Origin of the sequence: Agrococcus jejuensis, assembly GCF_900099705.1 — a bacterium.
Taxonomy (GTDB): domain Bacteria; phylum Actinomycetota; class Actinomycetes; order Actinomycetales; family Microbacteriaceae; genus Agrococcus; species Agrococcus jejuensis.
The window spans coordinates 2217548-2231565 of record NZ_LT629695.1 but is presented as its reverse complement, the minus strand read 5'-3'; the positions used below and the strand labels follow the sequence as shown (position 1 = coordinate 2231565).

General features: G+C 73.1%; 15 protein-coding genes and 1 tRNA gene. 7 read left to right on the top strand and 9 right to left on the bottom strand.

From position 1 onward, the window contains the following. Positions 1–6 precede the first annotated feature (6 nt). Genes BLQ67_RS10455 through BLQ67_RS10435 form a run of 5 tightly spaced genes read left to right on the top strand, consistent with a single transcriptional unit; the run spans position 7 to position 5293 of the window. On the top strand, positions 7–1530 hold the full coding sequence (locus BLQ67_RS10455) for an ABC transporter substrate-binding protein (RefSeq protein WP_092504854.1): 1524 nt from the start codon (positions 7–9) through the stop codon (positions 1528–1530). A gap of 13 nt (positions 1531–1543) precedes the next feature. Next, entirely contained in the window at positions 1544–2590 is a 1047-nt protein-coding gene (locus BLQ67_RS10450) for an ABC transporter permease (RefSeq protein WP_092504852.1), read from the top strand. Further along, a complete protein-coding gene (locus BLQ67_RS10445; protein ID WP_092504850.1) occupies positions 2590–3642 on the top strand; it encodes an ABC transporter permease in 1053 nt (350 codons plus the stop codon). The genes BLQ67_RS10450 and BLQ67_RS10445 overlap by 1 nt, the downstream gene beginning before the upstream one ends. After that, entirely contained in the window at positions 3639–4460 is an 822-nt protein-coding gene (locus tag BLQ67_RS10440; protein ID WP_092504848.1) for an ABC transporter ATP-binding protein, read from the top strand. Before BLQ67_RS10445 ends, BLQ67_RS10440 begins: the two co-directional genes overlap by 4 nt. Further along, on the top strand, positions 4457–5293 hold the full coding sequence (locus BLQ67_RS10435; RefSeq protein ID WP_092504846.1) for an ABC transporter ATP-binding protein: 837 nt from the start codon (positions 4457–4459) through the stop codon (positions 5291–5293). The genes BLQ67_RS10440 and BLQ67_RS10435 overlap by 4 nt, the downstream gene beginning before the upstream one ends. Positions 5294–5492: 199 nt before the next feature. On the opposite strand, the gene BLQ67_RS10430 is transcribed toward BLQ67_RS10435, so the two are convergent. After that, a complete protein-coding gene (locus BLQ67_RS10430; protein ID WP_172802299.1) occupies positions 5493–6827 on the bottom strand; it encodes an aminotransferase class I/II-fold pyridoxal phosphate-dependent enzyme in 1335 nt (444 codons plus the stop codon). A gap of 245 nt (positions 6828–7072) precedes the next feature. On the opposite strand from BLQ67_RS10430, the gene BLQ67_RS10425 reads away from it, so the two are divergent. Further along, positions 7073–8113: an NAD(P)-dependent alcohol dehydrogenase gene (locus tag BLQ67_RS10425; protein ID WP_092504842.1), complete on the top strand. Its 1041-nt coding sequence runs from the start codon at positions 7073–7075 to the stop codon at positions 8111–8113. On the opposite strand, the gene BLQ67_RS10420 is transcribed toward BLQ67_RS10425, so the two are convergent. From BLQ67_RS10420 to BLQ67_RS10410, 3 genes are all read right to left on the bottom strand, one after another. Next, complete coding sequence (locus BLQ67_RS10420; protein ID WP_092504840.1) at positions 8091–8627, bottom strand: hypothetical protein; 537 nt, start codon at positions 8625–8627, stop codon at positions 8091–8093. The genes BLQ67_RS10425 and BLQ67_RS10420 overlap by 23 nt on opposite strands. Positions 8628–8641: 14 nt before the next feature. Then, positions 8642–8809, bottom strand: a complete 168-nt coding sequence (locus BLQ67_RS16620) for a hypothetical protein (protein WP_172802298.1) — start codon at positions 8807–8809, stop codon at positions 8642–8644. 103 nt (positions 8810–8912) lie between these two features. Further along, positions 8913–9653, bottom strand: a complete 741-nt coding sequence (locus BLQ67_RS10410; RefSeq protein WP_092504836.1) for an SDR family oxidoreductase — start codon at positions 9651–9653, stop codon at positions 8913–8915. Between the two features lie 114 nt (positions 9654–9767). Between BLQ67_RS10410 and BLQ67_RS10405 the strand changes: the two genes are divergently transcribed. After that, entirely contained in the window at positions 9768–10457 is a 690-nt protein-coding gene (locus tag BLQ67_RS10405; RefSeq protein ID WP_092504835.1) for a TetR/AcrR family transcriptional regulator, read from the top strand. 295 nt (positions 10458–10752) lie between these two features. Here BLQ67_RS10405 and BLQ67_RS10400 read toward each other — a convergent pair whose 3' ends face one another. From BLQ67_RS10400 to BLQ67_RS10380, 5 genes are all read right to left on the bottom strand, one after another. Continuing rightward, positions 10753–11388, bottom strand: a complete 636-nt coding sequence (locus tag BLQ67_RS10400) for a hypothetical protein (protein WP_157674794.1) — start codon at positions 11386–11388, stop codon at positions 10753–10755. Positions 11389–11534: 146 nt separating this feature from the next. After that, positions 11535–11607 (bottom strand) — tRNA-Arg (locus BLQ67_RS10395). Between the two features lie 80 nt (positions 11608–11687). Then, positions 11688–11891, bottom strand: coding sequence for a cold-shock protein (locus BLQ67_RS10390; protein WP_092504831.1), 204 nt, complete (start codon positions 11889–11891; stop codon positions 11688–11690). Positions 11892–12066: 175 nt separating this feature from the next. Next, on the bottom strand, positions 12067–12843 hold the full coding sequence (locus BLQ67_RS10385) for an enoyl-CoA hydratase-related protein (protein WP_092504829.1): 777 nt from the start codon (positions 12841–12843) through the stop codon (positions 12067–12069). After that, on the bottom strand, positions 12840–13892 hold the full coding sequence (locus BLQ67_RS10380) for a 3-hydroxyisobutyryl-CoA hydrolase (RefSeq protein WP_092504827.1): 1053 nt from the start codon (positions 13890–13892) through the stop codon (positions 12840–12842). Before BLQ67_RS10380 ends, BLQ67_RS10385 begins: the two co-directional genes overlap by 4 nt. Positions 13893–14018 lie beyond the last annotated feature (126 nt).

The window sequence follows — 14018 nt, the reverse complement described above, 5'->3', positions numbered from 1 at the left end:
CACACCGTGAGCGCACTCCCTCCCGTCCTCGTCGACCGACGCGGCTTCCTCGGCCTCGTCGGCGCGGGCGCCATCCTGACGCTCGCCGCGTGCGCGCCCGCCGCGGGCGGCTCGGGCGGCGCCGCGTCGACCACGTTGCGCTGGGCGGCCGGCTCGCAGCCGTGGTCGTGGGACCCGGTGGTGCAGGGATCGGGGTTCCAGTTCAACCAGCTGTCGCTCGTGTACGCATCCCTCACCGAGATCGACGAGGACGGCGTCGCGCAGCCGGGGCTCGCGGAGTCGTGGGAGTACGACGAGGCGGGCACGTCGGTGACGTTCCACCTGCGCGAGGGGCTCGTCTTCACCGACGGCACGCCGCTCGACGCCGCCGCCGTCGCCGCGTACGTGCTGCGCGCGAAGTCGCAGGAGGACTCCGCCATCGCGGGCGACCTCACGTCGATCGCGGATGCCGTGGCCGACTCCGACACCGACGTGCGGCTCACGCTCACGCAGGTCGACCACCAGATCCCGCTGCTGCTCGGCCGCCGCGTCGCGCAGATCACGAGCCCCGCCGTCGAGCCGGGCGACCTCACGACCGCGCCCGTCGGCGCCGGCCCGTTCCGCGTCGTCGAGCTCGTGCCCGAGTCGCACGTGCACCTCGAGAGGAACCCCGACTTCTACCGCGCCGACGAGATCCACATCGAGCGCGTCGAGCTGTCGTGGGGCATCGAGGCGTCGTCGCTCGTGTCGGCGCTGCAGACCGGCGTGTACGACTTCGCCGACATCCCCGCCGCGCAGGCGCAGGCGGCGGAGGCCGCGGGGCTCGACGTCACGGTGCACCCGGGGTTCAACGCATCCAACCTCTCGGTGAACGGCACGAAGACGCCGTTCGACGACCCGATCGTGCTCGAGGCGGCCAGGTACGCCATCGACCGGCAGGAGCTCGTCGACACCCTCACGTTCGGGTACGGGGCGCCGACGTCGCAGCCGTTCCCCGAGGGCTACGTCGCGTGGAGCGCCGACGTGGAGGACCCGTGGCCGTTCGACGCCGACCGGGCGCGCGAGCTGCTCGAGGGCGCGGGCTACGGGCCGGGCGACCTGGCCGTCGAGCTCGTCGTCTCGACCGACGAGCCGCAGCACGAGGTGCTGCAGCGGCAGCTGGGCGCCGTCGGCATCGACGTCTCCATCCGCGTGGATCCGAACTGGAACGAGCCGTTCTTCGGCAAGCAGCTCGCGCTGTCGACGTACGGCACGACGGGCCGCGAGTCGCCGGTGCAGACGCTCACGGCGCACTTCGGCGAGGCCGGGCCGCTCAACCTGTCGGGCGTCGCGTCGCCCGAGTTCCTCGCGGCGGTGCAGGTCGCGCGCGAGACGCCGCTCGACTCCCCCGACTACCCCGCGAACCTGCAGGCGGCGACGGCGGCGGGCGTGCGCACGACGAGCACGATCTTCACGTTCTCGCTGCCGAACCTGTTCGCGAAGCGGGGCCTGAGCGAGCTGCCGCAGATCCCCGGCCAGATCCATTGGACCGGCGTGCGGCTCGAGGCATGACGAGGAGGATGCGATGACGACGACAGCACGGCTCGAGGCCCGCCCGGCGAGCCTCCTAGCGACCACGGCACCGACGCGCGCCACGAGCGTCGCCGGCCTGCGCGCCCGCCGCATCGGCGTGGGCGCCCTGCAGATCGCCGGCGTCTTCGTGCCGGTGTTCCTGCTCGGCACGTTCCTGACCTTCGCGCTCGGCATCGTGAGCGGGCTGAGCCCCGCCTACGTGCAGCTGGGCGAGAGCGCGACGCCGGAGGCGGTCGCGCAGCTCGAGCACGAGTGGGGCCTCGACCGGCCGTTCCTCGTGCAGTACGTCGACTGGCTCGGCGGGGTGCTGCGCGGCGACCTCGGCACGTCCTGGTACAACGGTCAGTCGATCAGCGAGCTGCTCGCGGGCCGCGCGGTCGTGAGCCTGTCGGCGGCGGGCATCGCGCTCGTGATCGGGGTCGTCGTGGGCTTCGCGCTCGGGTCCCTCGCGGCCAAGCTCCGCGGCAGCCTGCTCGACCGCGGCGTCACGGCCTTCACGACGATCATCTCGACGATGCCGCCGTTCGTCGTGGGCATCGCGCTCGTCGCGGTGTTCTCGGTGTCGCTCGGCTGGCTGCCCTCGGCGGGCTACCTGCCGTTCGCTGCCGGGTTCGGGCCGTGGCTCAGCCACCTCATCCTGCCCGCGCTCGCGCTGTCGTTCGACACGATCGCCGACGTCGCCCGCCAGCTGCGCACGGGCCTCGTGTCGGCGTACCGCGACAACTACGTCACGGGGGCGCTCGTGCGCGGCCTCAGCCCGCGGCGCGTGTTCTACGGCCACGTGCTGCGCAACGGCGCGAGCCCCGCGATCGCGATCCTCGGCATGAAGTTCCCGAACCTGCTCGGCGGCGCCGTCGTGACCGAGGCCGTCTTCGGCCTCGCCGGCTACGGCGTGTTCGCGAGCGAGTCGGCGCTGCGTGGCGACGTGCCCGCCGTGCAGGGCGTGCTCGTGATCGCCGTCGTGCTCGTCGTCACGTTCAACGTGCTCGTGAACCTCGTGCTCGGCAGGCTCTCGCCCGCGTCGAGGAGGGGATTCTGATGACCGCCACCGTCTCCGCGCCCGCGCCCGCGCCGGTCGCCGCTCGTCGCGGCGCCTCGCCGCTCGCGACGATCGTGCGTCTGCGCTCGGCCCGCATCGCCGCCGTCATCCTGCTCGGCGTGCTCGTGCTCGCGACGCTCGGCCCCGCGCTCGCGCCGTACGACCCGCTGCAGAACACGTCGGACATCCTCGCCGCCCCCAGCGCAGCGCACTGGCTCGGCACCGACTACCTCGGCCGCGACGTGCTCTCGCGCCTGCTCGCGGGCTCGCCCGTGAGCGTGCTCGGCGCCGTGCAGGTCGCCGTCATCGCCCTCGTCGTCGGCGCACTGCCCGGCATCCTGTCGGTCTACCTCGGCCGCGTCTTCGAGTGGCTCACGCTGCGCGTCGTCGACACGCTCATCGCCCTGCCGTTCCTCGTCTTCGCCGTCGCGATGACGGCGCTGCTCGGCAACGGCATCACGCAGGCGATGCTCGCCGTCGGCCTGCTCGTGTCGCCGATCTTCTACCGCGTCGCCCGTGCCGCGGCGCTCGAGGCCGTCGGGGCGCAGTACGCAGAGGCCGCGCAGCTCGCGGGCGCCTCGACGTGGTGGATCGTGCGGCGCCACGTGATCGCGAAGGTGCTGCCGCCCATCGGCGTCGCGCTCGCGAACACGATGGGCGCCGGGCTCGTGGTCGTCGCGAGCCTCACGTTCCTCGGCATCGGCGTGCAGCCGCCCGCACCGACGTGGGGTGGCGTGCTCGCCTCCGACCTCGGCTACCTCGGCTACCGGCCGTACGCGCCGCTCTTCCCGACCGTGCTCATCATGCTCACGGTGTGGGCGTTCAACCTGCTCGCCGACGCGATCCGGGATGCGTCGGGCGCGTCGGGCAGGGCGCTGCTGCACCGGGTGCGCGGCGGGCTCGGGCGCACCGGCGCCGCCGTGGCGGCGTCGGTGCCGTCGCCGCCCGCGGCGAGCGAGCGGGATGCCGAGGGCACCGTGTGCGTGCCGGGCGAGCCCGCCGCATCCGCATCCGATCCGTCCGACGCCGCATCCGAGAGGAGCCCCCGATGAGCGAGGCGCTGCTGACCCTGCGCGACGTGCGCATCGGCGACGTGTCGACGGGCATCGACGTCGTGCGCGGTGTCTCGGCGACGCTCGAGCGCGGCCGCGCGCTGGGCATCGTCGGCGAGTCGGGCAGCGGCAAGACGCTCACGTGCCGCGCCGTGCTCGGCGTGCTGCCCGAGCTCTTCGCCGTCACGGGCGGCTCGATCGAGCTGCTCGGCAACGACGTCGCGACCCTCGACGCGAAGGGCTGGCAGGCGCTGCGCGGCGCGCGCATCGGCGCCGTGTTCCAGGATCCGGGCTCGTACCTCAACCCGTCCATCCCGGTCGGCAGGCAGATCGCCGAGGTCGTGCGCGTGCGCGGCGGCCTGCGCGGCGCTGCCGTGCGCGCCCGCGTGCTCGAGCTGTTCGCGACCGTGCACCTGCGCGACCCCGAGGTCGTCTTCCACAAGTACGTGCACGAGCTCTCGGGCGGCATGCTGCAGCGCATCCTCATCGCCGGCGCGATCGCGCTCGAGCCCGACATCCTCATCGCCGACGAGGCGACGACGGCGCTCGACGTGACGGTGCAGGCCGAGATCCTCGACCTGCTCGTCGAGCTGCAGCAGCGCACGGGCCTGTCGCTCGTCGTCGTGAGCCACGACCTCGCGGTCGTCGCGCAGCTGTGCGACGACGTGCTCGTGCTGCGCGACGGCGTCGTCGTCGAGCACGGATCCGCGCGGCACGTGCTGCACGATCCGCAGCACGAGTACACGCGACTGCTGGTCGAGGAGCACGAGCGCTACGGCCTCGAGCGGTTCCTCACGACGGAGGGGGAGGCGGCATGAGCGGCGACTCGGTGCTGCAGGTGCGCGACCTCGACGTGCACCTCGGCAGGGGCACGGCGAGGCAGCACGTGATCCGCGGCGCGACGTTCCGGCTGCGACCGGGCGAGGCCGTTGGCCTCATCGGCGAGACGGGCTCGGGCAAGTCGACGATCGCGCGCGCGATCCTCGGGCTCGTGCGGCCGTCGGGCGGCAGCGTGCAGGTGGATGGGCACGAGCTCGTGCAGCGCTCGGCGCGCGCGTGGCGGCGGCTGCGGCGCGAGGGTGCCGTGCAGTACGTGTTCCAGGATCCGCTGCGCAGCCTCGACCCCGACCACCGCGTCGGCGACTCGGTCGGCGAGCCGCTGCGCATCCGCGGCGTCGCGAGCGCGGAGGTGCGCGAGCGCGTCGCCGAGGAGCTGCGACGCGTCAACCTCGACCCCGCGCTCGCCGACCGCTTTCCCTCGGAGCTCTCGGGCGGCCAGCGGCAGCGCATCGCCATCGCGCGCGCCCTCATCACGAGGCCGCGCGTGCTCATCCTCGACGAGCCCGTCAGCGCCCTCGACTCCGCGAACCGCGTCGCCGTGCTTCGGCTGCTCGAGCAGCTGCGCGCGAGCGACGTGACGCTGCTGTTCATCAGCCACGACCTCGGCTCGGTCGCGGGCGTCACCGACCGCACCCTCGTGCTGCACGAGGGCCGCATCGTCGAGGACGGCCCGACGTCGCGCGTCGTCAACGCGCCGGCGCATCCCTACACGCGACTCCTCATCGGCTCGGCGCCCACCCTCCGCTCGGGGGCCATCGACGCCGAGGAGCGCGCCCTCCTGCGCGCCGAGCTCGCAGCGTCGGAGGGCTGAGGCAGGCCGTCCGCCGATTGCGTTGTGCAGGTGATTCGGGTGGGCGGAGGGAAGATGCCCCTCTGCCACCCCTGATCGCCTGCACAACGCAACGCACCGCATCCGTGCCGATTGCGTTCTGCAGGCGATTCCGGCTCTCAAGGGAGCATTCCCCTCAAGGACCGGAATCGCCTGCGATACGCAAGTTCGCGGCAGCGCGTCAGGCGAACGCGACCCGCAGCGCCCCGCTCGCAGCTCGCGCCACGAGGTCGGCGAGCTCGGCGAGCAGCGCCTCGTCCTCGGGCAGCTGCGCGGCCGAGATGCGCAGCCGCTGCGTCGCCTGCGGCGTCACGAACGACGTCGCGCCCACGTCGACGACGACGCCGCGCCGCGACAGCGCGATGGCGGCGGCCGACTCGTCGGGCACCTCCACCCACAGCACGTGGCTGCCCGGGCCGACCTCCACGCGCAGGCCGGCGGCGCGCATCGCGGCGCTCGCGAGCGAGACGCGCGCGCCGTAGCGGATGCGCGCGCGGTCGACGACGCCCACCGCATCCTGGTCGACGAGCAGCGCGGCGAGCGCGTGCTGCAGGATGCGCGAGTTGGATGCGAGGCCGCCCGATCGGGCGCGCACGGCGCGCTCGACGAGGTGCGCGGCGCCGCCGAGCACCGAGGTGCGCAGGTCGAGGCCGTAGGCGCGGCAGAAGGCGAGCACGCGGATGGTGCGGTGCGGCAGCGCCGCGCCGAGCGTGCGCACGGGCACGGCCGAGAGCGGTCCGAGCGAGTCGTCCTCGACGATCGACGCGTCGCCACCGTCGAGCACGGCGACGAGCGCGTCGACGCGCGCCTCCGACAGCGCGTGACGCGTCGAGAAGGGGCCGCCTGGCTGGTGCACGAACGCCGCGGCGCCCGCGTCGAGCGCGGCGCGCAGCGCATCCGGCACGGGCCCGTCGTCGTCGACGGGGATGCCGATGACCTCGACGCCCAGGTCGGCGAGCGACGCGAGGTAGCCGGGCGGCGCGGGCTCCTCGACGGCGATGGGGCGGCCGGGCTCGATCGCGGCGACGGTCGCGAGCCAGAGGCCCTCGGTGCCGCCGCCGGCAGTCATCCACGCCTCGGCGGCGAACGGCCAGCGCGGTGCGATGGCGGCGCGCAGCGGCTCGACCATCTGCTCGCGCCCCCAGGCGTTGACGCCGCGCGCCCGCATGGCCTGCACGATCGCGCCGTCCATGCGCGGCTGCAGCGCCTGGTCGGGGCTCGCGAGCAGCAGGTCGAGGCTCGCCCACCCCGGGAACTCGCTCGCGTCGGGTGCGACGACGTGCGTGCCGCCGCGGCGTCGCGTCTCGACGAGCCCGCGTTCGCGCAGCGCGCCCCACGCGTCGGCGACGGTGCCGACGCTCACGCCGAACGCGGCGGCGAGGTCGCGGATGGTCGGCAGCCGCGAGCCGGCAGGGATCGTGCCATCGCCGATGAGCACCTCGAGGTCGGCGGCGATGCCGACGGCGGTGCGGGCGCCGACGGCGGCGGCGAGCGTGTCAGCGGCGACGACGTCCACCGAACCTCCGATGCGCGAGCGGACAGCGATGCGCCTGAGCATATCGAGCATTCGCCCGCCGCTTGCTCGGGCGACGGATGCGCCGCGCCGAGCCAGGGGGCGCAGGCTACCGGGTACTCGCAGTGCCTCCCGACGCATCCATCGCCCTGCGACGATGGATCACGTCGGATCGAGGCGCGCCGTCGCGCGCGACGCCCACGAGGCCCGATCCGGCGCCACCCATCCGAGCTCCAAGGGAGACTGCCATGCGCACCGTCGACGCCTACGCCGCCACCTCGGCCACCGAGCCCCTGATCAAGACCACCATCGAGCGCCGCGACGTCGGCGCGAAGGACGTGCGCATCGACATCGCGTACGCCGGCATCTGCCACTCCGACATCCACACCGTGAAGGAGGAGTGGGGCCAGGTCACGTACCCGCTCGTCGTCGGCCACGAGATCGTCGGCGTCGTCGCCGAGGTCGGCAGCGAGGTCACGAAGCACGCCGTCGGCGACCGCGTCGGCGTGGGCTGCATGGTGAACTCGTGCCGAAAGTGCGAGAACTGCCTCGCGGGCGAGGAGAACTACTGCCTCGAGGGCAACGTCGGCACGTACGGCGCCGTCGACCGCGACGGCACGATCACGCAGGGCGGCTACTCGACCGAGGTCGTCGTCGACGAGGACTTCGTGCTGCGCGTGCCCGAGTCGATCCCGTACGAGGCGGCCGCGCCGCTGCTGTGCGCCGGCATCACGACGTACTCGCCGCTGCACCACTGGAACGTCGGCGAGGGCACGAAGGTCGCCGTCGTCGGCATGGGCGGCCTCGGCCACATGGCCGTGAAGATCGCCGTCGCGATGGGCGCCGAGGTCACCGTGCTGTCGCAGACGCTGGCGAAGCAGGACGACTCGCTGCGCTACGGCGCGAAGGCCCACTTCGCGACGAAGGACGAGGCGACCTTCGAGACCCTCGCCCGCACCTTCGACGTCATCATCAACACCGTCAGCGCCAAGCTGCCGATCGACGCCTACCTCGGCCTGCTGCGCCGCAACGGCTCGCTCGTCAACGTCGGCGCACCGGCGGAGCCGCTGTCGCTCAACGTCTTCAACCTGCTGGGCGGGCGCCGCTCGTTCTCCGGCTCGATGATCGGCGGCATCCGCGAGACGCAGGAGATGCTCGACTTCTGCGCCGAGCACGGCATCGCGCCCGAGATCGAGCTCATCGAGGCCGCGCGCGTCAACGAGGCGTACGAGCGCGTGCTGTCGTCCGACGTGCGCTACCGCTTCGTCATCGACGCAGCCACGATCTGATCCGCTCGCCGAGGCCCCGACCGCTGCTCGCGGTCGGGGCCTCGTCGCGTGCGGGGGATGCGCTGGCGATCTTCGGCACCGCCGGCAGCGTCCTCATCGGGCCAACGCGCACGACGGCGACGAGCGCACGGTCGACCGCATCGACGTCGTGGGGGAAGAAGCCGAGCACCGAGTGGCAGTCGCGCGAGTCGACGGGGTAGGACACGTGCAGCAGCACGGCGGCGAGCGCGCGAAGCTCGTCGGGAGCCGCAACCAGCAGCTCCTCACCCGGGGCGAGGGTCACCGTGTCTGCGTCTCCGTCTGCGAGCGCGTGGAGCGTGCTGCGCAGCCGTTCGACCTCCGCCTGCGGCACGCCGAGCACCGACTCGACCTCGTGCTCCCGCACGGCGCGGCCGAGCACGCGCATCGCTCGTGCGAGCACGACGAGGTCGCCGCGCGACATGGCGAGCACGATCTCGCCGGGCTTCGCCTTCCGTGCGGAACCGTCGGTCTCGGGCGCGATGCGGCGCAGCATGCAGGCCCTCCCTGTCAGACCGCGGCGGGCTCGGCGCGGTCCGTCGAGCCTGCCCAGCCGTGCGCATCCGCCGCGGGAGGCACGCCGTACGCGTCGCGGTAGTCGCGCGAGAAGTGGGATGCGCGGACGTAGCCGCCTACGCCGTGCGCTTCCTCGCGAGCGACGAGGCGGCGTACGTGCACGGCGCCACGATCGACGTCGACGGCGGCATCGTCGGCGCGCGTGTGAGCTGTGCAGCACGACGCCCCGACCGGGTCCCCGGTCGGGGCGTCGTCGCGCGGGGCGTCAGCGGCGGTTCTGCCCCACGAACACCTCGTCGTACGTGCCGTTCGCGACCGCGAAGCGCTGACGCTTGACGCGCTCCACGAGCACCTGCGGCGCATCGGGCTGCGTCTCGAGCAGCGTCACGACCTCGGTGACGAACTCGTCGAGCGGCAGGGCGTCGTCGACGTCGGTGCCGGCGTTGAGCGTCGTGCGCGTGAGCGGCGGCGCGATCTCGATCACCTGCACGCTCGTCTCGCGCAGCTGTTCGCGCAGCGCCTCCGTGTACGAGTGCACGCCGGCCTTCGTCGCCGAGTACGTGGGCGTCGCCGACAGCGGCACGTAGGCGAGGCCCGACGTGACCGTGAGGATGGCCGCCTCGGGGCGCGTCAGCAGGTGCGGCAGGAAGGCCTCGACGAGGCGGATGGAGCCGAGCAGGTTCGTCGCGATCGTGCGCTCGGCGAGGTCGAGCGAGCCGGGGGTGCCGATCTGCTCGGGCTGCATGATGCCCGACATCGTGACGATGGCGTCGAGCTCGGGGTGCTCGGTCGTGACCCGCTCGGCGAGGGCGACGATGGATGCGGCGTCGGTGACGTCGACGACGTAGCCGTCGAGGCCGTGCTCGGCGCGGATGGCGTCGAGCCGCTCCTGGCGGCGGCCGGCGACGATGACCGTCGCGCCCTTCGCCTGCAGCTCGAGCGAGAGGGCGAGGCCGATGCCCGACGTGCCGCCGGCCATGAGGATCGTGCGTCCGGGGATGCGCATGGGTGCTCCTTCGTGGGGTGCGATCGCCGATGCTCCACCGGCGTTGCCAGCGATACCGTACGCGCGCTATCAGCGATGTGCAAGTCGGTAGCGAGAATCCGTTATCGTTGGTTCATGGCCGAGGCGATCGACACCCGCACGCGCATCCTCGACGCGGCGAGCGCGCTGCTCGACGACGCCGGACGCGACGCCGTCACGACCCGCGCCGTCAGCGCCGCCGCCGGCGTGCAGCCGCCCACGATCTACCGCCTGTTCGGCGACATGGACGGCCTGCTCGACGCCGTCGCCGCGGCGGGCTTCCAGACCTACCTGGGTCAGAAGCACGCGATGGAGCTCAGCGACGACCCCGTCGCCGACCTCCGCGCCGGCCACGAGATCCACGTGCGCTTCGGCCTCGAGCACCCCGCGCACTACCGCCTCATGTACGGCCGCGCCGATCCCGACCGCGTCACCGACGCCTCCCGCGCCGCGCACGGCCGGCTCACGATGCTCATCTCGCGCATCGCCGCCGTCGGCCGGCTCGTCGTGAGCGTGCCGACCGCCGTCGAGATGGTGCAGGCCACGGGCACGGGCCTCACGCTGCAGCTCATCGGCACGCCGCCCGCCGAGCGCGACCTCACGCTGCCGGGCCGCATGCTCGAGAGCGTGCTCGCCACGATCACGGGCGAGCGCACCGAGCAGGCGTCGACGTCGGCCTGGGCCGCGAGCCTGCTCAGCGAGCTCGACGGGCTGGATGCCGTGCTGTCGCCGGGCGAGCGGGCGCTCGCCGCCGAGCTGCTGCAGCGCATCGCCGACGCGCGCTGACGCCGAGCCCGACGCCGCACGAGGGGCGTCTCGAGCACGGGGTGAGGAGAGGCCGACGGCCAGGTCGGCCTCTCCGACGGACCCTTGCGGGTGACCCGTGATGGCAACCCACCAGGTTGCTTCGAACACCGTACGACCGACCCCCGACCTGCACCATGGGCAGAACTGCCCATGTCGCGGAATCGTCCCCCGTTCTCCCCAGGCTCGATGGGGACCCCGGGCCCGCGACCACCTCGCCGCCGCCGCACGGGCCAGCGATGCCGCCACGGCGCGGACCGCTGCCCGTGGGTCGCGATCAGACGGGCGTCATGACGTACTGCAGGTAGCACTGCCCGCCCGACACGCAGTCGACCGTCGCCCCGACCGCGATCCCGGCGGCCGCGCCGGGCACGATCTCGAAGCGCGTCGGCGCATCCGCCCGCACGGCGTCGGCGACCGTCGACAGCAGCGCGTCCTCCTCGGCGTCCCCGAACACCCAACCGAAGTCCTCGACGCCGGCGGCGAGCTCCGAGCGGATCACGGTGAACGCCCCGAATCCGAACGACTCGCGCATCGCCGCGACCGAGACGATGGCACCGCCGGCGGTGGTCACGACGATCGACCGCATCGGACCGCGCGTGATCTCGCCGTCGGGCGTCACGAGGATCGTGCGGACCGCGCTGCCGTCACGCACGACCTCGACGGCGCCGTCCGCAGGAAGGCCGAGGTCGGCGGCGGCCGGCACGGCGCCGACGAGATTGAGCACGAATGCGTTCGACGCCGCGACCTCGTCGAGCCCGGCCTCGTCGAGCTGCGAGCTCGGCCGATCCTCGGGCGCGACGTAGACCGGGGCGGGAGGGGGCTCGACCTCCGGCGCCGACCGCAGCTGCACCGTGACGATCGCGACGACCGCGATCGCCACGATCGGCGCTGCGATCGCGATTCGCGGCATCCACCGTGCGCGCAGAGCCCGCCGTCGTCGCCGTCGATCCGTGCGGTCCTGCGCCGTCGCATCCATCCCGGCATCGTAGGTGCCCGCCGTGGGAGCGCCCGGGGAACGACGAAGCCCCTCGCTTCCGCGAGGGGCTTCGTGTCGTGCGCGCCCGGAGGGATTCGAACCCCCAACCTTCTGATCCGTAGTCAGATGCTCTATCCGTTGAGCTACGGGCGCATGGCCTTCAGGGCCGTGGACCAGCATAGAGGACCACGACCCCTCGGCGCGAATCGGCGTGGCGCGAGCCACGCGAGCGATCAGAGCGGCGTGATGTTGGAGGCCTGCAGGCCCTTCTGGCCCTGCGTCACCTCGAACTCCACCTTCTGGTTCTCGTCGAGCGTCTTGAAGCCCGACGTGGCGATCTGCGAGTAGTGAGCGAAGAGGTCTGCGCTGCCGTCGTCGGGGGTGATGAAGCCGTAGCCCTTGCCCGAGTCGAACCACCTCACGGTCCCAGTGGCCATGAGTCTCCCTGTCATGCTGTGGTGCTGCGTGATGCACGGCGGATGCCGCAGGCCGGGTCGCGGAGGCAGCCCCTGTCCCCCGCACGGCGTGCTCTCACGCTAGCGATTCGTCCCTGAGACATGGGGCTTCGATCATGCCGATTGGGTAACGGTCTGTCACACCGTTCGAACCGCGTCAGCGGTGCGTGAAGTCGGGGTCGCGCTTCTCGCGGAAGGCTGCCATGCCCTCCTTCTGGTCGTGCGTGTCGAACTGCGCGGCGAACGCATGGCGCTCGAATCGGAGGCCCTCGGCGAGCGACGTCTCGAGCGCCGCGTCGAGCGCGGCCTTCGCGGCGTAGAGGCTCGGCAGCGACTTCGCGGCGATGCCCTCGGCGATCGTCGCGACCTCGTCGAGCAGGTCGTCGGCGGGCACCACTCGCGACACGAGACCCGCGCGCTCGGCGTCCTCTGCCGAGATGAGGCGGCCGGTGAGCACCATGTCGGCGGCCTTGTAGTAGCCGATCGCGCGCACGAGGCGCTGCGTGCCGCCGATGCCTGGCAGCACGCCGAGGTTTACCTCGGGCTGCCCGAACCTCGCGGAGTCGGCGGCGACGATGAGGTCGCACATCATCGCGAGCTCGCACCCGCCGCCGAGCGCGTAGCCCGACACCGCGGCGATGACGGGCGTGCGGATGGCCGCGAAGCGCGGCCATTCGCCGAACGGGTCGTCGACGAGCCAGTCGACGCTCGTCTTCGCCTCCATCTCCTTGATGTCGGCGCCGGCGGCGAACGCCTTCGCCGATCCGGTGAGCACGATGGCGCCGATCGCCGGGTCGGCGTCGAACGCCGTCGCGGCGGCGACGACCTCGCGCATGATCTGCGCGTTGAGCGCGTTGAGCGCCTCGGGCCGGTCGAGGGTGATCCAGCCGACGCGGCCTCGTGTCTCGACCTGGATGGTCTCGGGTGCGGTCACGATGCGCTCCTCGTCTCGGTGGGGGCGGGCAGGTCGAGGTCGCCGCCGGGCGGCGGCGCGAAGTAGGCGTCGACGTCGGCGTCGGCCACCTCGGCGAGCGACGCGGGCTGCCAGCGCGGGTTGCGATCCTTGTCGACGAGCTGCGCGCGGATGCCCTCGGCGAGGTCGTGGGTCGTGATCGCGTGCGCGACGATGCGCAGCTCCTGCGCGAGCGCCGCCTCGAGGTGCGGCAGCTCGGCACCGCGACGGCGCGCCTCGGCGGCGACGCGCAGGCCCGTCGGCGACTTCGTGCGGATGAGCGCGGCCGCCTCCCGCTCGGCATCGCTGCCGGCGTCGAGGGCAGCGAGCACAGCCTCGACGGTGGGCTCGTCGAAGGCGGCGGGCACGTCGTCGCCCGCCCCCGCAGCCGGCTCCGTCGCGAGCGCGGCGATGGCAGCATCCGCATCCTCGTGCTCGAGGCTCGCGAGCAGGTCGTCGAGCCGGTCGGCGGGCACGTGCTGGTCGGCGAGGCCGGCGCGGATGGCGGCCGCGGGGCCGATGGGCTGGCCGGTGAGCGCCATCCACTGGCCGATGCGGCCGGCCTCGGGGCGCGACAGGAGCCACGAGGCGCCGACGTCAGGCGCGAAGCCGATCGTGACCTCGGGGAAGCCGACGCGGCTGCGCTCGGTCACGACGCGGTGCGAGGCGTGTCCGCCGATGCCGACGCCACCGCCCAGCACGACGCCGTCCATGAGCGTGACGACGGGCTTCGGGAAGCGCGCGACGGCCGCATCCATGCGGTACTCGTCGTGGAAGAAGCGCAGCGTCGCCTCGAGCGCGCCGTCGAGGATGCCGCGACGCAGCCCCACGACGTCGCCGCCGGCGCAGAGGCCGCGGTCGCCGGCACCGCGGATGACGACGGTCTGCACGGCGTCGTCGTCGCGCCATGCGTCGAGGGCGTCGAGCACGGCGAGCACCATGCCGTGGGTGAGGGCGTTCATCGCCTTCGGCCGGTCGAGGGTGATGATGCCCGCGCGGCCGCGGCGCTCGACGACGACGTCTTCGCTCATGCGCCCACGCTATCGGCGTGCTGCGGCGGCGTGCGTGGCACGAGGTGACGCTGAGCGCACCTTCGTGCGCGATGTGCACGCGAACGCTCGCTCAGCGTCACCTCGTGCCGTGCGCGACGCGCGAAG

Bases quoted from the DNA above. Each gene is read 5' to 3' on its own strand.
- BLQ67_RS10410 (WP_092504836.1), bottom strand. From the start codon at position 9,653: ATGCGCATCCCCGGACGCACGATCCTCATGGCCGGCGGCACGTCGGGC.
- BLQ67_RS10420 (WP_092504840.1), bottom strand. From the start codon at position 8,627: ATGCTGCGCCGCATCGCGCCCGAGACCGACGGTTCCGCACGGAAGGCG.
- BLQ67_RS10405 (WP_092504835.1), top strand. From the start codon at position 9,768: ATGGCCGAGGCGATCGACACCCGCACGCGCATCCTCGACGCGGCGAGC.
- BLQ67_RS10380 (WP_092504827.1), bottom strand. From the start codon at position 13,892: ATGAGCGAAGACGTCGTCGTCGAGCGCCGCGGCCGCGCGGGCATCATC.
- BLQ67_RS10390 (WP_092504831.1), bottom strand. From the start codon at position 11,891: ATGGCCACTGGGACCGTGAGGTGGTTCGACTCGGGCAAGGGCTACGGC.
- BLQ67_RS10435 (WP_092504846.1), top strand. From the start codon at position 4,457: ATGAGCGGCGACTCGGTGCTGCAGGTGCGCGACCTCGACGTGCACCTC.
- BLQ67_RS10425 (WP_092504842.1), top strand. From the start codon at position 7,073: ATGCGCACCGTCGACGCCTACGCCGCCACCTCGGCCACCGAGCCCCTG.
- BLQ67_RS10440 (WP_092504848.1), top strand. From the start codon at position 3,639: ATGAGCGAGGCGCTGCTGACCCTGCGCGACGTGCGCATCGGCGACGTG.
- BLQ67_RS10445 (WP_092504850.1), top strand. From the start codon at position 2,590: ATGACCGCCACCGTCTCCGCGCCCGCGCCCGCGCCGGTCGCCGCTCGT.
- BLQ67_RS10400 (WP_157674794.1), bottom strand. From the start codon at position 11,388: ATGCCGCGAATCGCGATCGCAGCGCCGATCGTGGCGATCGCGGTCGTC.
- BLQ67_RS10450 (WP_092504852.1), top strand. From the start codon at position 1,544: ATGACGACGACAGCACGGCTCGAGGCCCGCCCGGCGAGCCTCCTAGCG.